This window comes from Nostoc mirabile CHAB5784, from assembly GCF_020829645.1.
GTDB lineage: Bacteria > Cyanobacteriota > Cyanobacteriia > Cyanobacteriales > Nostocaceae > Nostoc > Nostoc mirabile.
In genome coordinates, this window is the sequence record NZ_JAIVFS010000065.1 from 13,697 (window position 1) to 39,692 (window position 25,996).

The window sequence follows — 25,996 nt, forward strand, 5'->3', positions numbered from 1 at the left end:
TTTCGATTTCATCGGGAAGCTCTGAGAAAAAGTCGAGACCTGTTTCTTCTTCAATCATGTCTATAGAAACTTGCCAAGTCTGCCAATTTCTCCACTCATCTCGATTAATCGAACGGCTAGGATAAAGAGGATGTATTACTTTTTGAGAGGGATTACCAAAGGGAGGATAAAATCTTTCTGGCTCTGCTATGTTTGGAGTCATTACAGCGATAAGTGGTGTATCGACTGTTACATATTCTACTCCTTGACCTGGTTGCAAAGCTAAGACAATTTTCCAAGTCCATTCAGGGATATCAATACCAGCTGCTAACAAATTACTTGGTCTTGTTTTTCTCTCGGTTTCACCTTTTCCATAATTCACAGTAGCTCTACTGGCAACTTCTCCATCCCACTGCTCATCATCAAACTTGTTACCAATTCCTCCTGCAAAGTTGTAAAGTTCATAACCTAATTCAGAAACCATTTTATTAGATTCAAATTTCTCAAGATTAGCCCATGCAGAGGCTCCATCCCTAAAGTAACGATTATTATCTATAGATTGAGGCAAAATATTGGTGAGGATAAAAGTTTCTACGTTATCTTTGATAGAACTAAGTCGGTGAGATGAGGCAATTAAATGTCCTCTATCATATTCAGTACCTACATAAGTATCATGATTTGGTTGATTTTCAAAAGAAGTAGGTAAAGTATAGTCTGTTTTAAATCTTCCATTATATCTGCTAGTAAGACCTAAATCTGCTCTATTTAACTGCCAAGCCACCCAATTAGATATCTTATTATCATTATTGTAAGAAACACTATACTGTGCTTTTTCAATTAAATAATTATCTGCTTGACTTTCGTCGAATCTAGCTTCTTGTCCATTCAAAGTTGGATTACCAAATTTGAGAGATTCGCTTTTAAAGAAAATATTATCTAAATAAACTTCCTTCGTACCACCATCTAACGTAAATTTAAGAGTTGCAATCTTACCGCGTAACTCGTCAGGTATATTTAGATGGAATGTCTCAAAACCCGGTACATCAAAATACGAATATTGACCAGCAGGCACTTCAATATTTCCATCTCTATATTTTGCCCTACCAAGCTGGTTAACTTTATCTTGATGATCCGGATCTTCTGAAGACCGTAAATCTACGCCAAAAAGTTCTTCTACCCCTGCAACACCTTTTTTATTACTAAAAATACTTAAGCGTTGCCATTGCGAACCAGGTTCCTCTCCTTTAATCCAGACATTAAGCTCACCACCTCTGGCATCTGGAACATGAAGATCAAAACGTAATGTTCCCCAATCAGGTACGACAAACCGATTGTGAATGAGTTCTTGATTGGAAGTTAACTCAAGCGCATAATTTTTATAGTTAGGATCATTTTTATCAATGTCCAATAATTGTAAGTAACTTGCAATCAGTGGGGTTCCATCTGGATTATCTTTGGATGGTTTGCTAGCCCATCCAATTACTTTAGGTTGTGATAAAGAGGGAATCTTTGTCCAATTAATTAACGATTCTTGTGATATGTTGTTTTTGTTATCGTAAATAGACCAACCAGGAATGAGTTGACCAACCATGATGTTAGAGATCGCATCAAAATTCCCATTAAACAGGGTCGGAACAGCGTAATCACCGCCCAATCGAGGATCAGCAGTATTATCTAGAGAAACTGAAGTACGATTGCGCTCAAAGTATGCAGTATCTAGTTGCTGTTGACCAAGTTTATCGCTGGTATCTCCATAAGGGCGATAATTAAATCCACCTCCTAATACAGAAGTAAACCAGCCAGTACCGATACCTTCCCATGCAGCATCTTCATCTCCGTGTTTTAAATTTGCTTGTGTATGATTTGGGGTGTACCAAGTTTTTTCGTAATCTTCAATACCACTTGATAGTAAGTCACCCAAACGACGGTAACGATTTGTGCCAAATCCTTGAGTCAAATTAGCTGTTCCAGTGTACCAATTTAATGATGTTTTGTGAGGTGTGAATGTACCATTATTTTGATCAAAACCAGCAAAATCACTCAGATCAGTCTCCCAATCAGACTGAGGTAACGTTGGGAATGGATTTTCTCCAGCATTATTCTGGAAATAAGTATCAGCATAAGTTACATTCTGCCAAGTAGTAATTCTTGGATCGAGGATATTCCGCAATTCTGGATCGAAAGAAGATTGACCATAAACAATAGGATCAATAACAGTGAGCTGTAAATCACGTTTAGAACTATCGCTGCCTCCAGCATTTGGGAAAAAGGTTCCCAAACGTTGTACAATTTCGGAATTGACTACTGCCCCCTGACCGTAACCAATAAAATGCAATGGAGAATTGAGTAGCGAACCTTGAGTGCGATTGAGTTTACCAGAATTGTCATAACCTCCAACGCTTCCACCAAGTTCTTGATCCAGTTTTACAAGTGAAGCAAAGAAACTATCGGCAGCGGCTTCTGCAAAGCCGGAATTATAAAGCTTTGACTGTTCGATATCTCTTGTCCAATCTGCTAAAAGAACTAAAGGTCTACCTTTTGAAGATTCTTTTGGATTATCTGCTTGTTGCTGTTGTTGGTCAAGTTCTGTTGTTGGAAAGAAATAACGTACAGGTTGCCATTCTCCAGTATTTGCAATATACCGAAATACATCCCCACCATTTGCAGCTATTTTTCTAGCGATATTTTCTAAACTAGCACTCGCAAATTCTTGTGCATCTATCTCAATTCCTGGTGTAAGAATTGTAACGCTGCTAAAAGTATCTATTGGAGGTTGGGTAGGCAGTTGCGAAATAGGTACTTTATAAACATCTGTAAATGTTTTTGTGAATGCTTCGGTTCCTTTACGTCCCTTGAATACCATCGCCAAGTAGTAAGTTTGTCCTGCTGTTAACATTCGGTCAGCAGGCAAAGTAAATTCATCATAAGAACGAGTCTCAGTAACTTCTATACCTTGGCTATCTTTCCACGTCCATTTCCCCTTAGACCATTTAGCAGAAATAATACGGTTGGGATTATAATCTTTGCCACTTTTTAAGGGTACAGGAGTCCAATCTTTTGGAATTAACCCTTCATTCTCTGGGAAAGTACTGAGGAAAAATTCAATCTCATCAATCTGAGTTTGTTTTTCCGTTTGTGGATCAGGATTTGGTTCAAGGTTAGGATCTGGGATGATTATAGGACCAGGGTTTGGAAATATTATGGGTTCTCCAAACTGAGGCGGTTTTGGTCTGATTAAAGGCTCAAATCCTGGTCTGACTAAAGGTACTGGTCTAATTAAAGGTACTGGCTCTAATATTAGTGCTTGGGCTGGTTCCCCAAAAATTGTTTCTGCAATTGCTTCAACAAATGGTTTTGCGGATGCGTATGTTTGTTCTAGCGGACTAAATATGGGATCAACTCCAAACTTAAACCGAATTTTCCGAAGCGCTTCTTCTCCTTCAGGAATATATTCAGTTTCCGGCTTAACAGTAATTATTTGAGGGTCTTTAGCATGTGAAGTTGTACCCCAAGAGGCTCCCGCACCAATTGGTCGATTTTTATCTGAACCACCTTGACCAATATTTGTAGCTATTCCCACAAGTGGATTGATATCATCAAGGGGTTTTGACTTTAACTGTTCTCTGTTTTTAGCAGCTTCTACAGTTTTGATAATCTGGTTTACATCATAAACAAAGGTGGCATTAACGCCTGGGTTTGCTACATAAAGGTAGGAATTATCATCCGATAGTGTCAAAGAACTGGTTAACCCCATCGAAATTGGTCGGGTAGCAGCAACAAGTTCAGGTGCTTGACCCGGAGCAATGCGAACAATACCAACATTGCTTCCTGCGCCTTGCCCATCAATACTTTCAATTCCGCTACCGAACTGACGCCCGTTGCGTCCTGCAACAAAAGCATATTCAATTCCAGTCTTTTGGTCGCGTAACATTGTTACAGCAATGGCTTCATTAACATCGAAATAATCAAATACGCTGCCAAGATTCAATTTGGCGGTCACAATTTCAGAAGAGACGCTACCTTTTAAATCTCGTTTAACAGTTAGTTGACCAAATCCTTGTACATCCTGATAACGGTTAGTAAAGAACATTACATCAGGATTTTCTGTTGCAGAGATTCCTGTAACACCAGCCTCCGTCTTCACAGTTTCGATGATTCGATTATATTTTTGAACATTTTGTGAACGGTCGCCGGCATTGATATTGATAACTGTAATCTCACCTTTGTTCGATGTTGTATTTGGACTCGTCGCAAACAGTAAAGTACCGTCACTGTTGATAGCTAGTTGGTAAATACCTTTCGACTCTGGAACTTGGATTGTACCAATGTGTTTATTGTAATTTGATGAATTAGGATTGACATCAAGCACATATATTGCACCCAAATTGCGATCGCCAATGTATGCGTAGTATTTATCAGAACTAAAAACAATTGCAGAAGGGCTAGAACCAGCAGGTAGATAAATTCGGTCGATTTGTGGTGTTTCAGGATTGATATCTAATTCTCGCAAGCCTAAAGCATCCAAAACAGCAACCGAACGATCTCCCTCCAGAGGAACGTAGATTCTATCATCCAAAGCAGCCGAATAGCGCGGTCGCGTTTGTTGACCCAAAGGAATAGTTGCTAACAAGAGATTCTGACTACCAAACTCCGCAACAACGCCTGGGGCGTTCTTCGCATTCATGATTTGGACATTGCCCGATAATGGATTAGTCGCAATAACACGGTCAAACTGACTGAATATTGCTGAAAGCGTCTGGCTTTTGATCTCTTGTGGCGGGCCAATCACAGGATTTACCTGTCGAATAGCAGTGATTCTGAGGTCTTCGCTAACAGGAATATAGTTTGGTAAGCGGAAAGTAAACACTTGCTCACTACTATTATTACTATCGGCAGGTTTGACTTCAGTTTGTCGATATATTTTGCCACCATACTCTAAGTCAAAAACTAACTTATCAGTCGGTTGTTGATTATCCTGATTTGGCTCCGTGTTTCTTGGATATGATTGTAAATTTTGTCCAGTAACTCGTATAAAAGCTCCTTCTTCATCATCAAAATCTACCTCTAATTTTTCGATAGTCGGTATTGAAGACGAAGGGGATTGTGAGGTAGGTCTTTTTACTTGAGCAAGTGGAACTCCTGACTGAGACGACAATTGACCAAGGTTTAAAGCAACACCAGTTTTAGTTCTGTAGGGCAAGCCAATAACTGGAAATGTTACAACATCGACTGTATTAGTAAGCTCTGTCTCTGACTCGAACCTATCTAGGAAAATGAAAGGACTTGCAAGTATTCCGAGACCTCCCCCTATAGTTGCACCCGCAATTAAAGCAGAACCCCCAGCAATTGCAATATATGCACCTCCTACCGCTAAAGCTATACCTGCTATACGAAAATCACTTATCCAATCTGCTGGAATTTGTGCATTAACAACACGATATGAAAACTTCGGTACCATTATCGTGTAAGTTTTGGATTCTACAACTCCGTTCCAAGGTGGTGATTGAGTGCGAATTAGTCCGTCTGCACCAACAATTCCTGATTCTTCTATAAACCAAGCTGGCTGTAGTACACCATTTTCATCAGGTAATTGCCCTTGACTCATAAAAAAGACTTCTTTGCCAACCTCTACTCCAAACGTATTTGGAATTGTTAGTTGTACAGGTACGTTAAGAGAGTCTTTGCCAACATCTAATTTAAATGCCCCAGCAAAGCTATAGTTTTCTTCTAAAGTTGATAGTGGAAGTTGGTTTTTGCTGACGCTCTCAATATTTACTTTGGTCTTCTCACTTAATGCGCCTGGAGCAACCATAACTGTCGCACCACTAATTACATCTCTTACTGCACCACCTTTTTTGCTAATCTCTGCTCCATTCACACCTGGATGCTCAATGCGGACAGGAAGTACATATTCAGCAGCACCATTGATGACTGTAATATTTGCAATACCTTCATCCACTAGGGCGGTAATTAAACCATCGGGAGTAACACTCAAGATATTGTTGGAGTTGCTGACAAAGTAGCGTGTGCCAGAAGTTGCGGTCTTTAAATCTGGTGAATCAATTACTCTATTAATACCTACAAGAATTTTACGTGTTCCATTTTGAACGAGAGTAACCGCTTTCGGATACACATTTAGCCCGTTAGTTTCAGCCAGTGCCAGATTAAACTCAACTTGATTTGTAGGCGTACCCAGTTTTCCTACTCTCAGCGCCGTCACAGCAGAGATCCCATTCCGCGAAGCACTCAGCACCGACACCCCATCACTGAACCCCGTTACCCTACCCGCAGACACCACCGCCACCGCCGCATTATCCGACGCCAACTGCAAGTAGTCATAAGGGAGAATCACATCTTGTTGGTCAGCAAAATCCCCAACCACCACCAACTCAGTACTTCCACCCACATCCAACCGCAGCCCGCGCCGTGCAAAATCAAGATTCACCAACGCTGCATTACTGACATTCACCGTCACTGTTGCAGGTGCAGAACTACTAAACCCATCATCAGCAACAACATCAAAACTCGCCATTCCCGAATAACCAGCAGTCGGCACAAACAAAGCAGAATGACCATCAGGAGTAAACTTCACCGCCCCATTCACCGGATTAATAATCCGGTAGAAAATTGCATCCCCTTCCGGGTCAGTAGCTAATTTATCCAGTGCAACGCTAGTTGATAAATCAGAATGAGTCAGCACAGATGTAGAAGTGACAACAGGCGCACGATTGGCGGTAAACCCATAATTACTACCTAAAATCTGCACATCAGTAGCATTGATGACACCATCTCTGTTGAAGTCATAGCTAGCATTATAATTGCCAGAAGCGATCGCCCCCTCTAATAATCCATTATCAACGCCATCAACCAACCCATCACGGTTAACATCACCAGCTATGAAGAGAGAGAGGGAGTGAGGGAGTGAGGGAGTGGGGGAGGTATTGGTGAGTGAGATTAAGTTTAAGCCAGCACGATTAACTGCAAATAATGCGTAACTACCACTAGCATCTTGGTGCGTGGCAACAGGAGTTAAACCAAGCAGTGTAGGTAATGCCATATTACCCTGTAACTCAACACCAAGCAGCACAGTGCCTGTAGCAGTAGACCGGAGTTCGGAATCTCTAAGACTGAAAGTAAAGCGATCGCTCTCACCCAGACTATCATTAATCGTCTTACCAGTAAATTGAGCCGCACTACCCAAATCAGCCAACACAGGCGATACTTGCGGTGTTGTAGAATAGGCGATCGCTTCTCCTGCTGTCCCAGGTGTTCCCGTTGCTAAAGTGAGAAGAGGAGCGAGTCCATGAGGGAGTGAGTCCGTGAGGGAATAGCCATAACGGCTAGATTGACCAGATACGAGATTACGGGTTGATACCAAGTTACCTTGAGTGTCATAGCTGTAAATTACCAAACTACCATTTGGTGCAGTAATCTGGGTTAATCTTCCTTTCTCATCCTTAACAAAACGCACTGTCTCCCCAGTGGAACTAGTAATGCCACTATCGCTGTAAACTAACCGCGTACCATTTGTAGCAACCTGCTCAACAACGCCTTTCTTGCTACTGAGATGGTAAACATTACCATCGTTCGCAGTCAATTTATACTCGTAGCCATCAAACCTACCACTTGCGGGATTGTAAGCAAATCCAGTCTTCATATCGTAGAAGCTACTACCCGACTGGATAAGCTTGCTATCAACTGATTCGAGGGTATAGCTAACACCACTATCAGCGACCCATACAGGGGTGTAGTATGTAGCACCAGGGATAGTTGTCTTAGTGGGAGCAAACGTAAATCCAACCCGTTCCCCATTCGGTGCAGTCAGGTACAATCGCGTACCAGTGCGTAGTGGATTATATACGCCCAATTCTTTCCTACCAGTTGGCTGTATGTTGGTTTGGATATTGGTATCAATGTTTGCCAAACTCCAACCATTGCCGAATGTACCAGCTTCACCTGCATTCAATGAATTGTAACTGCGTACCAAGTTGAGAGTCACACCAGCAATTGTTGTTGTGAGGTCAGTTTCCTTGCGTACGTAAGCACTCGGTTTAGTTGTACCTGACACCTCAATTACAGACTCTTTTGTGCTGATACGTCCACTAATATCAGTTGCCTTCAACCGCACCTGGTAGAAACCATTTTCATATCTACCAGGGTCAAATGCCGCCAAATTACCATTGATTGACTGGTTCCCACTCGCAATAGTCGTAAAGCGATCGCTTCCAAATTCCGCAATCTCTAACACCCACTCATCCAAATTGGTATCAGCAATTAGCCCACTAAAGCTGGTAATATTAGTCACTTTACCACCATCGAAACCAGCCGCAAAGCTAACTACAGGTGCAGCATTATCATTAACGTCCCGTATCTTAATGACAGTGCTAGTTCTACCAATATAGCCATCCGCATCGGTAGCAATTGCTTCTACCACCACGCGACCGGGGGCAGTAGGTGTAAACTCAAACCTACCGAAGGTATCAAGCGTTACTAGCTGTCCTGCCACCGTTGCCATCAGCGAGGTAATTGCAGCTAGTCCAGCAGTATTCGTTTGAACAATTACCTTTTGTCCAGGTACAGCAGGGAAACTGGGTGTCAAATCAAGCGTCACAGTTGGAGGTACGGATGCGAGGGCAACTCGAACAAGTGCAGTTGCAGCAGTAGTTGTTTCCCCATCCGAGACATTGAACGTGACGCTATAATTACCAACCTGTCCTGGACTTGGTTGCCAACTAAACTGTCCCGTTGCAGCATCGAGAATTGCACCTTCAGGTAGATTGACAGCACTATATTTAAGCGTGGTATACTTGTCAAAATCGGTTCCTGCAAGCTTAAATTCCAACTTACCGCCCAATGTGATCGCTCTATCAGATACAGTCAGCGATGGTGCGCGGTTGACATTGGCAATACGAACCACCACATCAAGTAATGCCGTTGCTCCAAGTGGGTCTTTAGCTTGGAACTTGAGAATATGTTCCCCAGGTTGGTCGTAATTAGGCTTCCAAGCAAATTCACCCGTTGTAGTGTTTAAAATTGCACCTGATGGCAGCGTTTCCACAGAAGTATATTCGACCCCAGCACGGTCAGCATCATCCGCAACCAGCTTGAATGTAACCCTATCGTTTTCTTGTCCGTACTGGACTGCAAGTGGTGTAAATATAGGTACTTGGTTGGTATTGTTGACCGTTAATGCAAGTGACTTAGTTACCGACTTATTACCATCAGATGCGATAATCTCAATGCTGTCGTAAATACCAGCTTGCGAGTAATCGGGTGTCCATGTCAGCAAACCAGTCCTAGTATCAAGAACACCACCAGTCGGGAGATTGCGTGCAGTGTACCTAATTGCATCTCCATCGCTATCGGTTGCAGCAAGCTGTAACGAGAGAGTTTCTCCTTCCTTAATAGTGCGATTACCAAGCGTTCCTAAAACTGGAACATTATTGCTAGTACGGATATTTATCTTGAAGGTTTCAGTATCGTCAAGCACTGCCCCTTTGCCGTTATTACCACTATCAACAACCTTGACTTCAATATTGTAAATACCAATATTCGCTACTGTTGGTGTCCACTTAAACAGGGATTGTCCGTATATTGCTGTTGGGGTCAGCGTTGCTTGAACATTTGCTGGCAATCCCGTAACTATGTAATTGAGAGGATCTTGGTCGCGATCGCTGGTATTGACGATAAATTCTAAGCTTTCTCCAACAACTGCAACCTTGTCGCCAATGTAACTAATTAAAGGTGCGCTGTTCGGTGCAATAATATTGACATTAAATGTCAAATCGCTACTAAGGGCAGTTGTTCCATCGGTGCGAACTTCGGTTGCAACCAGCTTGAAGGAATAATTGTTACCAAATGCGTCTGAACCCGGTTCAACACGCAGCGTCCAAGTACCATCAAAATTGTTCCGCAACGGTTTAATAAAGCTGGGAATTCCCTCACCCGCATTCCTTTCAAGTTCGAGATTTAGCTGCAAATTATCGCTTTCAAGGTCAGTCACCTTAAAGGTTATTTCCTTAATCTCACCACGATTAACATTTACATTTGCAAATGCTTGTTTATTAACAACAAAAGTACCATCTGGGTTAAATGTAGTGATGGTTGTTGTTTGTGGGCTGGGTATGTTGCTGCCCGCGATCGCAACATTATCAAATAATGGTGCCCGATTAGTATTACGAATCGTAATTGGCACAGTAATACTTGTCACCTTATTTGTTCCTGTACCATTACCATCATCGGTAGCAGTAAAGTTGACATTATATATACCTGCACTCGTATAATCGGGTGTCCAGGTAAACATTGCAGTGTCAAAGTCAAAGCTTGCACCCGTCGGTAGTCCAGATACAGTGTAAATTACAGATGCATCGCTACCTTCAAGGATTGTCAATTCACCCTTAGCATTACGTTCCTGAGGTACAAATCCTGGGTTATCTGGGTCAAAAGCAAACGCACGGAACCTGACACTTTCACCCTCAATAGCTTCCCAACTCGTCAATCCCTCAAATACGGGTGCAGCATTAACATTTAATACCGTTATTTTGGTAGTTTGAGTTGTTATCGATTCACCATCGGTAACATTAAAGGGTATCTGAAACTCACCAGCTTGGAAGTAGGCAGGTGTCCATTCAAACAACCCTGTGGTTGGGTCAAGAGTCGCACCACCAGGGAGGAGATTGCTGAAGTAACTTAATGCTGTACCATCAGCATCAGTTGCTTTTAACTGAATGCGTACTGTATCACCTTCACGAACAATCTTATCAGCAGAACGGGTTAATGTTGGTGCTTGATTTGACTGGGCAACGAGAATATTTACAGTTTGCGTTACTCTTTCCTTGCCATCATTAACAACAAACTGGATATTCTCGTAGGTTCCAGCTTGATTGTAATTCGGTGTCCATGTGAGAATACCCGTGCTGGGATCAAATACTGAACCACCAGGTAAATTATCTGTCCAATATGTCAGTTTATCTTTATCTACATCCGTGGCACCAACTTTAATTTGTAGCGTCTTACCTTCCGCACCACGAATAGTTGTACCTGTAGTATTGGTACTAATTGTTCCACCTGAAACAGCAGGACTTGTAAATACAGGTTTGTTATTTGCACCTAATACGTTGATCGTAAAGGATTGTGTAGTATAACCACCGCGTAAATCATAGGTGTAAAGTACAACATTTTCTGTCTTAGCTGTACCAGCAACAGGAGTCCAACTAATCAACCCATTATTATCAACAGTCATGGACGTTGGTGCATCGTACAGCAAGTACCCCAATACACTACCATCTGGGTCATTCGCCGCAACTTGGTAATTATACTTTTGTCCAACAGTAGCAGTTGTTACCGCAGTTGAACTAATTACAGGTGCTATATTCGGATATGGCATTGCATAGATATCGGGTGTAAATTCAACCCTTAATGCATCCGGATTATTAACAGTAATGGTATGAGTTTTAGTTGATTGACCCCGTTTGAGACGACCATCGGGTAAACTATCCTTCAAATCAAGCAGATACGCACCATTATTTGCTTTTCCAACTGTATCATTCGGTACTCCCGTAAACGTTGCACTTGGGTCAAGCAACAACATTACAGGTAGCAACAAGTCTTGGTCAGCTTTACTCGTAATAGTGACATCGTAAGATATCGTATTGTTTGCGCGATCGCTCCTAGCATTACTAAAGTTAAAATCAACCAAGTTGGAGAAATTCGAGATAGTGGTAAATTTCTCACTGAAAGCTGTTTCTAACTCGACACCGGCACTACTCTTAATATTTTGCAGCACCCTGAATTCGTAGTTACCCGCATCAAAGCTATTGAATCCAAGCAATGCTGACTTTCTTGCTGCGTCGTATTGTACCGATACAGGATTAATGATATTGCTATTGACACCAACTAACTGGTAATTATTCGGATTCAGCACAGATGCAAGGTCACTGATTTTACCCGCAAACATATCGGAATCAAACGTGACGTTGATAGTATTTAGCGGTAAAGCGATAATCGCATCTTTAACTGGGTTCGTTGCTGCAATCTTCGGTGCAACAATTGGACTGAGAACATCGATTTGACTCGAATGGCTAATTAAAATTCGACCATCGTTAGTAACTTCAATATTTTCACCCCAAGTTGCACCTGTTTTACCAGTTGCCACCTTAACGTGTTGCATGGTAGCTAAATCCACCATCAACACATCACCCTTGTTGGTAGAAACAAAAGCTAAACCCGCCAAACGTGAATTTGCCGCACCAAATGCTAGAGAATCAATTGGGTCGGATGAAGATAGCATTTGTTGGGCGCGACCTTTAGTATCAAATCGTGCTATTATTCCACGGTCGGGCCACGATGTACCCCACAAGCTACCATCCGGGGCAAATGCTAAACTATCAACCCGTAAGTCACTGTAATGGGTAAATGTTTCCGTGACGGGGTTGAATATCTCGATACCGTTACCCGAAGAAACGTAGATTAATCCCGTGGTAGAATTTATTGCGATCGCACTGGTAATACTTTCCCCATATTGCTTGACAATAGAACCAGTTTGTGGGTTGAGTTGCAGTAGAGAACCACCACCCGTAGTTGCCCAAATACTACCATTTCGGTCAACTGCCATGTCGTAAACGGGTTGCGATAAGGTGATAAGTCCTGTTGTCGCAGTTCCACCGAGGGAATTGAAGCGATAAATTGAACCGCGATTTGCACCACCACTAGCTAATACCGTACCATCTGGTAGGATTGCGATCGCCATTGCCCCAATAAACCCATTACTCTTCGGAATACCCGTTGCAAACGCACTCGCAGTAAATGGTCGCAATACTTGTTCAAATTCAGGTTTTCTGATTGTTGGTAGTACCGCAGGGGTGTTATTCTCAGCTTTTGCTAAGAGGAATAATTGGTTAGTTGAAATTAACTGCGTTGGTGGTGCAGGGGGCAATATTTGCTGGGTAGTTTGCCCAATTGTGGGAATAGTACCCAAATTCACACTAAATCCATCGTTGGGTGCAGTAATTCCGAGTGGTGGTGTTTGTTTATTGCCTGCATTGTCGGTTGCAAGGACGAGGAATTCGTATTTTGAAGTCGCATTACCGCTAAATATTGCTTCTGAATCTTTGGTTTGCGATTTCCAAACTTTGAAGTCACCACCATTTTCGGCAACATATATAGTTACATGCTTAACTCCTGAACCATTAGTTTCATCGGTCGCATTCCATTTCACTTTATAATCAGTGCTACCACTAACTGTCGCAAGTGGTGTTAATTGCGAATTGCGAATTGCGAATTGCGAATTGGAACCAAGTGGTGTTGCAGTAATTGTTGCAGTTGGTGCTGAACCATCGATTTTACTTACAGTTTCGTTTGTATCGATGGGGGAAGTCGTGTTGAAGATAACTTTGGCGGTGCTAGTTATTTCTGTTGAGGTAGTTCTATTATTTAATGGTGCAATTGTGTAGCTAACAAATCCGGCACCTATGGCATTGGCATCATTAGGAAGTAAAATACCAACATTCGGGTTTTTAATTACATCCCCTGTTTCTGGGTCGATTGCTTCGAGTAACCAAGATGCGGTTTTAGTTGGTAAATCAATTCCTGCACTAACTCGTAATATATATCCTTTAGTTGCTACAAAATCAAAGTCTCCTTGAAATGAACTTCTTCCACCAGGGATATTAACTTGGATATCTCCTAACTTAATCCCACCAAGTTGGAAACTACGTTCGTCTAAATCTTCATCTAATTTGGTGACAAGTTGGGCTTTTGCGACAGCAGTTGGTGCTGTTGCAGCGTTTTCAAACCTGATTGTGTAAGGAAGGTCGTATCCTTGGGGGATAATATTATCGTTACCGTAACCAATTGGTCCGGTTAGCGAAACAAGGTTACTTGTGCTGCTGGGTGTTGTAAATGCACTGCCAAAGTTAGGTGCTGGTACTGGTATACCCTGCGGTAACTCTACTCTGGCTTCTTTGAATGGTACATATATATTGAATGCTTGCGAGTGCGTTTTGTGCGATAATCCTTTATCAAATTGTTTTAAATCGGGAATTGCATCATCACCAATCTTGCTTGCGTCGTGACCGTACCACTTGCGGACATTTTCAAAGAAGTTGACGAGATTGGCAGTTGATTTTATTTCTTGACCCGCAGGACCAACTAGTAAACCAGTGGAAAGCGTTGCTATTAAACTGATGATTTGCTGACTTTCTCGAATTGGTGGTGCATTATTCTCACTCCGCAATAATCCTGTTTGTTCCAATGCTGCAAGGAATGCGTTTGTCCAGGTGTCGCTATTTGCTGCAAGGTTAATTAATGCACTCGTTGCAGTTGTATCTTTAAAGATAGCTTGTCGTAATTTTAATGCTTCGCGTGTTTGTTCGGCAACAAATTCTGTACGAGTCATCGCAGTTGCTGTTGCAACTATATTAAATTTGAAGGCAATGCTATCAGCACTTAATGCCTCTAGCAAGTCGGGTTCGCGTTGCAGCAATTCTTGGAATCCAGGATAAGTTTGAACGTTAAAGTTCATTCCTGTAAATCCAGCATTGGGTAAGTCTATTACATAACCTGGTGCAAGAATTTGTCCGTTTAAGTTGACATCCGATACAATTTCTGCCCAAGGTACATCGTCGAGTTTACCATTGGGGTTATTATCGGGTGTACCGCGTAAGTTTGAAGTGAATTTGACGAATGGTAATTCTAGAATTGGGTTATCACCAAGTTCGGGAATACCAAAACTAAAGTGGACGTAGGGAGTATCTATATTAGTGAGACTTTCTACCGATACTCGATATGTACCAGTTTCTCCAGGTGCGAGGATATTGGGTCCACCCAATCCTACCGTGACATCGGTTTCGATTGCACGTTCGACTAAATAACGATAAGGTAAAGTTGCTTCGATTGGAGACGTGTTACCAACAGTAGTTTTACTAACCTTAACATCGTACAATCCATGCGGTGCGTTGGTGAGGTCGAATACTGCTTTAATTGTAGTGCTATCAATTAGCTTGATGTTAGATGCGAGGAATTCACCAATACCAGGACGAATTAGTTTGACGGTTGTGTTTGCATCGAATTCTGCACCTGTAATGGTAGTGGTAACATAACGACTATCACCACCTCTATCTGTGGCAATGTCGGTGATGCCAAATGGTAATTTTTCTGCTTTGATAATTAGGGGTGCATCATTACCTTCAATTCCACGCACTAATATATAGTATTTACCTGGTCTAGTATTGGAAATAGTCGCACTTTGGTCGGAACCAATTACACCAAATGAAGCACTAGTGTAATCTGTAGTTGTAGGTGCTTTACCAAAACCGATATAAATTTCGTTTCCTGTTCCTTCGCTACCATCAGTTGTGATGCGGATTGTTCTCCCTTCTTCGGTAATATCGAGTTCAAACAATCGGGATTGCTGTTTGCGTAGGGTTGTAGTTTGAGGAATATTAAGTTTTATTTCTGATGCGTTAACTTTGAAAGTATTTGCACTCGCTTTACGATTATTGGTTTCTCCACCATCAACTCCTTCATAGACCGAGTTGTAAACATCGCTGCGAACAATGATGCGGTAGTCACCTGGTGTTACACCTGGTAGGAAAATATTGTCGTTTGCGTTTAATTCGAGTGAGTAAGTATTGCTGCTATCGGTAACATTATTACCCGCAAGACTTCCTTTAAAGGTTTTACGTCTAAGTAAGCGATCGCTTATATCCCATTTCTCGTCTAGACTTAGATATACTGCATCATCCCATTCTCCAGTGATGCTGTTAGCACTGTTGTTCTTAACCGTCCACTTGATGTTGTTGACTGTTTCTCCCACCTGACTATTACTTGGAACGGTAATAGTATTAGTTAGGGTATCTACTTCTAAGTCTACTGGAACTGGTTGCCTAATAATTAAGGGTTTATCGCTGTTTTTACTATTATTACCTTCCAAGCTACCTTCATATACTATTCCACGCGGGTTTCTTTGTTGTGGGTCGATGACAACAAAAACGTAATATGAACCATCGAGGTCGATAGGTAAATCAAAGGTTTGTTTGTTGGTGTAACTTGAATTTGCATTCAACCCATCTGTATGAGATATATAACCAAGATAACGGTCAGCAATTAAATCAAGTTTTTGGTCACGAGAGATGTATACTAGATCGTTCCAATTACCTTGACGTGGTGGTGTTGTTCCAGCACTAACGTTCGTGACGGTGTATTCAACGTTGAGTTTTTGTCCTGCAACTCCACTTTCGTCGTGTTTGAGGAAAGTTACCTGCAAGTCCGGTGATATCGTTGGGTCAATAGTTAAGGAAACAAAGTCTTGGTTATTACCTTCAAAATCGAATTCTCTAACACGGGTAATATTTGGACCTAAAAATTCAAACCCCAGATTATTGGTTGATGGGAAATATGCATAATTCGAGTCAGTGAATACTATGACTTTGTAATTACCCGATAAATTATCTGGCAGCACGAATTGTTGACGTTGCGTGTAGGATTCGTCTTTCTTCAATTCAGTAGTTCGTTTGTATTCACCAAGGAAAATATCTTGAGAGTCTAAACTATTATCTCCCAATGAGAGATAAACGCGGTCAATCCAATTATTTTCGCGTGTATCCCGCTTGCCAATGTTGGTGACTTTCCAACTTACGTTGATTGTTTCCCCAGATTTGGGATTAGTACCCGTTTGTGGAGTTTCGACAAGTATGTTACTAATTTCTAAATCAGGCTCGCGGAATATTACCGGAATTGTTGCTGATTTATAATTGTTTGAGGTGTTTTCGTAAGCAGAAGTTTTATATCCAACTTGCGTCCAATAGTTATCACCCCCACTTGTTGGTACACCACCACTAAGTTTTGGGTCAACAATACTCTTATTGGTAAAGACGTGGATATAATAGTTATCTTTAATTCCTGCTGGTAATGTTACAATTTGTTTTTGAGTATAGGATTGACCAGTACTTAATCCACCGATCGGCAGGTTTTGTGCAAATAATCCTAACCAGGTTTTTTCCCTGCTTGTTTCAAAGTCTTTATCGTTAGTAATCCAAACTTCATCGTACCAGTAACGAGTATCCGACCAAACAGCACCACCATCATTTCTCACTGTCCATTCTATATTAGTAGGGTCGCCAGAATAATTTGGGGTTAAAGTCTTGATATCGGTGACAATAAAATCAGCAGGTGTGCTAGTTACATCCGTTGAAGCATTTAAAGTATTGTTGTTGCTGTAAGAACCTTCCCAAATCTCGGAATTAGCGTTGGTTTTAACGATGACATATTTGCCCTCGACACCTGGGGAAAGTACTGTTTCTAATTCTCCTGTATAACTACCTCCAAATTGTTGTAGTTGTATGCTGCTTGGAACGCTACCCAGATTCCATAGTACTTTTGCATCTTTCAGTGTTGGTGCATCCGCGATATATACTACATCGCTCCAGCTACCCGTATTGATAGCGACATTACCCTTATTTTCGACTTTCCAAGTTACTTTGAATGGTTGACCACCAGTAGCAAGTAAGGTTGGATTTATTAATGTAACTTGTAAATCGGGTGCTGAAGGTAACAATACTTCGATGCGATTACTACTAGAATAGTTGTTGCTGTCGAGTTGATTGGGGTCATTTGGGTTAGCATTGATATCTTGCGTATCTTCGTAAACGTTATCTCCTGCATCCGACCAAACGGTAACGTACCACTGTCCAGCTTCCATAACAGTCGGTAAGGTAACTTCTACTTCGTTTTCATAGAATTTTGTACCGTTGTAGTCGTTTACGGTTTGTAGTGTTCCAGTATGGGTAACATTTTTGAGTTGAATGTCTTGTGAAGCACCATCAATACTAAAGGGTGAAGGACGAGTTTTACCACGAGTTAACCAAATTGAATCAGTCCAAGTGGTGCGTGTTGTTTCTCCAATCCCTTCGTTGCTAACTTTATATTTGACTTTGATTGTTGAACCTGCGAATGCTTGTAATGGTACAACGACATTACTTGTAACTAAGTCAGCAGGAGGAAGTGATGTGATTAATATTTCTGCGACTTTGATATTATTGTCATCTTGAGGATATTCATTAATGCTGTTGCCAGCATCGGTACGGACAATAATGTACGCTTTTTCCCTAAAGTCTCTAGGAATATTGAAATTAGCTACGTCATGACTGTATTGAGCTTGTCCTGGTAAAGCGCTATCGTTATTAAAGCTGCCGATTAAGATATCGCTGCCGTCAATCGTACCATCTAACGATAGGTAAACGTTATCAACCCATTTACCTTTCGCTTCAACTGGTGAGAAGTTGATAATTTCAAAACTTACCGATGCTGTTCCACCAGCACTAACCGAAGTTGTCGGTACATTTAATGCATTGACACGCAAATCGGGACGGGTGGGGAGACTAACTGTGATATTAGAAGTCGATTTGAGCGTGTTATTACTTAATGCGGTCGATTCTTCGTATACGCCGCAATTACCTTTATTGTCAACAATAATATTAGTTTCAACAACAACTTCATAAGTCCCTGACGTATATTGTCCCAAGATAAATTGTTCGGTGCTAGTGTAGAATTTACCAGCAGTTAGACCATTCCTTTGCTCGAAAGTACCAAGAGGAGTTATTTCCCCACTTGTAATATTCCGCAAGTAAACATAGTCAGACCACTTACCACCAGCATCCCCAGTGTTAGGTGCATTAGAGTTAAATACTTGCCAAGTTACATCAATCTTACTACCAGCTTGAGCAGTCGGTACGGTACTGACACGACTAACGTATAAATCAGGTGCTGTACCGGGTTCAATTGTTATGGGTGCCGATATTTTAGTATTGTTGTCAGTGTAGATAAATTCGTAGGGATTGTTGTTACTACCTGTGGTGACAACAAAGCAATAAATACCCGCTTCTAAGTCGTAGGGAATGAAAACATCACGACTGCGGGTATATGTATTTCGATCTTTTTGGTTTGAGAGGACACCGATGCGGTCAAAATAGTCGGGAGAACCGATAAGTTGCAGCGTACCGTCTGATTTAAGACGTGCTAGTTGTACGGTATCATTCCAAGAAGCGCTGTCGGTAGTTGCGATACCGTTATTTGCAACTTCCCAATTTATCTTGAAGAATCTACCTGTTAATGTCGAAGCTGCTTCTAGTTCGACTTTGGTGACTGTTAAATCAGCATAGGATTTGCGTGCAACTAAAAAGTCGTTGGGTGCAAATGCGGTATTATTAGCTTCGAGTCCGTTTTCAAAGACCGAGTAAATGATTTGGTTATTGGTATTGCGGACTGGAGCATCGGTTGTAACAAATAATTTATACTTACCTTCTAAGTTAGGAGTCAGTTGAATTGTTTCAGATTTGTTGTAGGATGAATCCTTTGCTAGATTGCTTGAGCGTAAAAATGTTCCAAGTAGTATGTCGTCAGCGTTACCAACAATCCCATCAACACTAGCAATAACGCGGTCGTACCATTTGCTGGCAAACCCAGTACCTGTACCAATGTTAGTGACAGTCCAATCAACTTTGATAGCTGCTGGTAAGCTAACTTGGTCAAGAAAGATTATTGGTTGAACTATTGTTACTTCAGATACCGCTAAATCTGCATATTCGCCAAGTTTAACTTCAAATTGTCCGGGGGTTGCATTGCGGTTGTTACTCTCTGCGTTACCTTGAACATTGATTTCAGCTATTTGAGATATGCCTGCATCAGTGGCAACGAAGATATATTTGCGACCTTGAGATTCTATGGGTAGGGAAAGATTGTAAGTTTCCTCGTAGCTAGCATAAGCTGCTAACTGACGGAAGCGTTTGATTTGGTAGGTGGGTTGAGCATTAAGGTCAAATATATCTGTATCTAATACGTAAACGTAGTCTGTCCACTCACCATCTACAGAAACATCACCTACGTTTGTTACAGACCAATTTAAAGGGATGGTGGTGCCAGATGTGACTATTGGTTGCGGTAGGGTGATTGTTGACACTAAGTCTACCGTACCTACTTTCACTACTTGATCCCAGAGAAAGCGGTTGTTGTTTTCTTTGATGCCTTCTACTACCGTATCCTCAGTATCAGAAACGACCAAAATCTGGTAATTGCCAGAAGGGATACTGTCACGCAGGGTAATTTTTCTTTGTGGTACAATAATTACAGATTTACCTGCCAATGGAGCAGTGTGAGTATAAGTATCAATTAAAACTGCACCCGCCGGAAGAGTATTTACGTTATTGCTCCCGGTTGTATCAACGGGAACGAGGTATACTTTATCGGTCCAACTTGATTTTGTGTCAGTGTTATTGCTGTTGAAAGTTGTCCAGCTAACATCAATGGTTCCACCGCGTCTTACCTGTTGTTGCGGTACTGTAACGTCAGTGACTATTAAGTCGGGAAGTTCTGAATAAGTGAGGTTGATTGCTTGGCTAGCGCTAGCATTGTTTTTTTCGTCAGATTCGATAATATATCCGCTGGCATCTGTTTCAACGAGAATGTAGTAATCGCCTCCTACTAAATCGGAGCGCAAAGGTAGAGTTAGTTGGTATTTACGTTGAGGTGAGGTGCCTTGGGAGAGGATGGTTTCAGATGTGGAAGAAATAAAACTAAGTTCAATGTCGCCTTTTCCTGGTTCAAATTTGAGGTCATTGCTTCGAGATAACCAGATAAACTCGTTGATTCTTCCTGATGCAGTAGATGTGTTGACACCTTTGTTGGTGGTATACCAAGTGACTTCTATGGGTTGACCGAAGTTGGCGGTCGTAGTTTGAACTAAGAGATTACTAATTGCGAGGTCAGGTGCAGTGACTGTAATTTCTTGCCAACCAAAGTTGTTGATTTCGTTAGTCTCTTCCTGTTGTTGGTCAGCGTCTGTTACAAATAGTAGATACTTTGTCCCAGTACCCAAATAGTATGGGATGGTGATATCTAGGTCTTGGGTGTAACTTCCAGGTCGTTCAAGGTTAAAACTTTTTGTACCTATTAAGACAGCACTAGTGTCGTAAGTAGGTTTATCGTGGATATAAATTTTGTCTGTCCACGAAGTTCTATTATTTGCACTTCCTTGTTTAGTTACGCTCCAGGTAGTTTTGATAGTTTGACCCAAATTAACAGTAGTAGAGGAAACACTTGAATTAGTCAGAGCAAAATCAAGGGTTCCAGGAGCCGTCTCAAGAGTATACTTTCCTTTTGCATCCCCAGAAAGACTAGTTACTCGCACTAGATAGTTGATGCCAGCTTGGGGTGTAAATCTTAGTTCTGAATTTTTTCCAAAATCATTACTACTAAGCTCTACATAACTACCATTCCCAGTGCTTGTATTTATTATTTCTAGCCGGGTGTCAAAATCGGTAGAGGAAAGCTTTAAAGTAATCGGTTGAGTAGTATCAAATTCTGTTAGTCGATAGTAATCTGTGAAGTGCTTTTTGTATCCTGACGACGGGTAATCATAATTATATCGAACATCATAAAAATCATCTTGACTTAGTTCTCCAGTAACTTTACCACCTATTGCAGCGACTTCATCTAGTTTTGACGCTTTCAGATTGTATTGTCCAAGCTTATTGTAAGAAGAATAGTCGCTGGTAACCACTAATCTGTAGTCAATACTAGCACGAGGAGTAAATAATAAAGAGGAAGAAGAATTACCGTTTACTAGATATCCATAACTACTAATTACTTTATCCCAAGGATTTTTTACATCGACAATTTGTAACCTCGAATTAAAATCTGGAGATGTTAATTGAAATAATACAGGTTCATCAACTGTCAAATTATCTAGTTTTAGTTGATATGCATCTTCAAATTTATTGTAATATCCGTCATAAAAATCTTGATTGATTAGGGTTCCATTAATTGCATTTGTTGTGGCTTCAACAGTTGTTGAAGCCACAGATAAATTAGGTATTTTTTTAGTAGTTATCGTATAATTCCCTAATCTATTCGAGTAGTAACTACTAACTCGCAGTAGATAATTAGTATCAGGTTTAGGAGTAAAAAATACTGGTGATACTTCGTAGCCATAGCCATAGCCGCCAAAAGATTCAAATAAAACTTTTTGATTATTTGCATCAATTATTTGCAGGAAGGGATCATAAAAATCTGGGGAAGATACCTCAATGCCAATTCCTTCGCCTACTAAACCAGCTAAATCTGTTAATTGATAATCGTCTACAAAACGGTAATTATAATAAAAATCGTCTTGACTCAACTTATCAGAAGCTGAATCGCCTACTCCAGAAATTGTCGGTAAACTTGAAAAAGCAGTAGCTTTGAGTATATAGTCTCCTGTCTGATATGGAGATTCAGTGGTAATCCGTACAATATATTTTATACTTGATTGAGGCGTGAAAGTGACATAATAATAATAGTTATTATTATTATTATTGGATTGCGGATAATTACTTTGAGATATAATTTCTTGAGTATCGGCATTAATAACTTGCAAGCGAGGATTAGAGTTTACGGAAGATAGTTGAAGTTTTACAGATTGACCAACTTTAAAATCAGTTAGTCGGTAATCATCGTTATAACTACCTAAGTTATTTGGATTATCTGCATCGGCTTTACTTAATGTACCGGGAATGCTACCCGACGTAGCAGAAATTGTGGGTAGGTCTGAATAAGACTCAGCAAGATATCCAAGAGTAGCATTAAGGGTATATGTTCCTTGTCCACCAACGTAATAACTGGTTATCCGAACGATATAGTTAATACCAGACTCCGGAATAAAAGTTAGTTGGTTATCAGAAATATCGTTTGAATAACCGGTAAAATAACCAGATTTAATAACTTTTTGGCTATCTGCATCCACTAATTCTAATTTGATACTATCTCCAGAGTAAGATAGCTTTAACCTTACTGGTTCACCGACTGAAAAATTAGTTAGTCGGTAATCATCCAAATAACTACCTAAGTTATTTGGATTATCTGCATCGGATTCACTTAATGTACTGGCAATGCTACCCGACGTAGCAGAAATTGTGGGTAAGTTTGAATAAGACTCAGCAAAATATCCAAGGCTAGCATTAAGCATATATGTTCCTTGTTCACCAGCATAACCACTGGTTGTCCGAACGATATAGTTAATACCAGACTCTGGAATAAAAGTTAGTTGTTTTCTGTAATAGTCACTATATTTAATAATTTGTTGGGTATCTGCATTCACCAATTCTAAAATCATGTTACCAGAAGAAGGTAGCTTTAATCTTACTGGTTGACCAACTGTAAAATCAGTTAGTTGGTAATCATCGCTGTAATAACCCAAGCGATTTGGATTATCTGCGTCGGTTTCACTTAATGTACCAGAAATGCTACCAGAGGCAGCAGAAACTTTAGGTAAGTCTGAATAAGGAGTATCGGACAAATACCCAAGACTAGATTTGAGGGTATAGGCTCCTTGTTCGCCGTAGTCTGAACTAGTTACCCGCACGATATAGTTAACGTCAGACTCAGGGATAAAAGCCAGTTGGTAATTATATTTATTATTAGAATAAGAACCATAATAACTAGATTGAATAACCTTCTGGGTATTTGCATCCAGCAATTGTAATGAGATTCGATAATTAGTAGAAGATAGGCTAAGTCTTACAGGTTGACCAACTATAAAATCATTCGCAAGTCGGTAATCATCTCTGTAAGCTCCCCACCAATAATTATCAGTTGCATCACCCTGACTTAAAGAATCATTAACTAAAGCATTGGTAGCAGAAATTTCTGGTAATTCAAGAGAAGCATACTCTGTGCTTCCTAATCCTAAAGCAAAGTGTAAGTCATTCAGTATTGGTATCCTTCTTGTCCCCACTGGCAAAGCGGGACTCATCAAGTGATTTGGCTGTATGCTGGTTTCTACGTGTTCAATCCCCAGTACGTGCCCAAATTCGTGAGTAAGTATCGTGAGTAAGTCTACACGTCCATAAGCTAAATCGCCGGATGCCGCTTGTAATTCGCTTGTGGAAACAATATTACTGAATTCAACATCGTCGTTGAGAGTAGAATCAATAAACCATCCCTCACCCGTTGCATTAGTATCAATTATGACGGTATAGCCGTCGGTTAGACCTAGTTTGTAACCGGGTAAATCTTCAATTACCAGTTTTACATTGTTGAGAATACCTATATCAAATTCACCTACTCCCAACTTAGACCAACGGGCAATGGCTTCCGTGCGGAAGATTTCTAATATTTCTTGTGTAAGTTGGTTTGATGTTATATCGCTTCTTTCACTACTATCTGTAATATTTGTTTCTTTTTCCTGACCCAGTGATGCGGAAGTCGATAGTAAATCAATATTTAAAGTGTTAATCGAATTAGAGAAGAGTGTATCGTCCTTAATATCACCAACTAATGGGGCATCAATAATACCACCTGTTATTGGGTCTACTGAGGCTTTTCCATTGATTGCTTTTTCTATCAGCAGAGAATTATTTATAGACTTATCAGTAATTATGCCATTATCACTACCACCGACGCTTGTTGTGCCAGGTAGCTTGTCAGTACTTGGGGCGCCAATTGGCGATGAGTTAGGGAAGGTCGAGAATGGGTCGGGGTTTGGTGCTAGGGGGTCTGCAAATCCGCTATTGTTTGATGACCCGTTGTTATCTGCAAGTAAATCGTTATTATGTAATCCAAACTCGTTATTGCTTGCCATCTTGATCTCAAGTGTGTGTTTGTACTAATGTTTTTTAAAATAGTTTAAAATCAAATATTAAGGATAGAGATGGCGAAGCTGTCATGAAGTGCAATCCTTACCGTTTAGTTTAAAAACCTAGCACTACCATAGACATTTGTCTTTGAAAAACGCGATTTCTTGGGATATTCTCAATCAACGCTCTTGCTGCGATTGCATGAAATACACTCAGGTGATCGCCCACAAAATGTAATTGCAAATTAAGAATGCATCGAATTGCGAATTGTTTTAATCCTTAATCCTCTTTTGTCAAATTTCAATAGGTTTTTAAACTAAACCGTCTAGGGGAGCAATTCATGACCAAGCCCCATTGGGGCTATTTGCAGGTTCAGATGTGGGGTGTGGGGAAAGAAGTAGCCCAACAACCTTCTTCGTCACTTGAACCATCTTTCAAGATGATTGCATTGATCGGAGTTTCAAAGCTACGGTCAATGCCGTATCCCCGAACCTACAACCCTACCCCCTTCTTTTTGACAACTTTGCCAGTTCTACCCCTAGATAGAAGCACTCATAGCAAATACATTGGAAACTACAGTTTTCTCTTCACTAGTTTTACCCAAAAACTTCTTGCTAATAATTTCTTGGTAAGCTGATAAGTCTGCTTGCCAATTATCAATGCCTTGATGCACGTTATTCTTGCGTTCAACTGGAGTTTCACTTGTGACTTCGTAGCTAAAACTGCCACTAAACAACACAATTGGCGTGGTTGTTTCGTCTGGGTTCCGCAGGGAAGCTTCATTTACACTCAGGTAAAATGGCCCGCGCTCCAAGGTATAAGCTAAGTTCAGTGTTGCTCTGACTGGTGCAGTCCCCGCTTCTTGCCATGCACCCGCAGATAATAGTGTTTCTGTTATAAATAAACGGGCTGCATCTTGCTCTTTTTCAAAAGCAACGTAGCCTCTTGGATTAATTCCTACAGCTTCATACTCGACGTTGGGTAAGGCTTCAACATATTTTTTAGCAATAGCAGCCACGGCGATTTCTTCTACTGCTTTGTTTTCAATCGCTTCTATGAACATGACTCGTGTTGGTTCAGCTATTATAACGATGCCGTTGGTGAAGGCGACTTGGGATACGCTTTGGGTATATATCGGTTGACGAGCCAATTCCCATTCGGTCGGAACGATGCCACTATATTTGAGGAAATCTGGATTCAGGATAGTGGGTTTGTGATTTTTCGCGGCAATGATAATCCCGAACTCTTGAGTAATTAAGGTTTGGCTCATGATGTTTTCCTAATAACGGTTTATTTCAAGTTATAAGTGCTTGTGTGGGCGGTGGTCTTGCTCTTTAGCGGAACTTGTTTGTGTCATTATCTGTTCCTTGGTGTTGGCGGATTTGATATAGGGGAGAAAAAATCAGAACGAC

The 25,996-nt window shown here is 40.9% G+C and carries 1 protein-coding gene and 1 pseudogene; both read right to left on the reverse strand.

Going from position 1 to position 25,996, the window contains the following annotated elements; translation table 11 throughout:
• Positions 1-22: 22 nt before the first annotated feature.
• Positions 23-24,589, reverse strand: a pseudogene (locus tag LC653_RS29695) (putative Ig domain-containing protein); the annotation flags it as partial.
• A gap of 533 nt (positions 24,590-25,122) precedes the next feature.
• The gene (locus tag LC653_RS29700) at positions 25,123-25,854 is read right to left on the reverse strand and encodes a hypothetical protein (protein ID WP_229498234.1); all 732 of its coding nucleotides are present in this window, start codon (positions 25,852-25,854) and stop codon (positions 25,123-25,125) included.
• Positions 25,855-25,996: the final 142 nt, after the last annotated feature.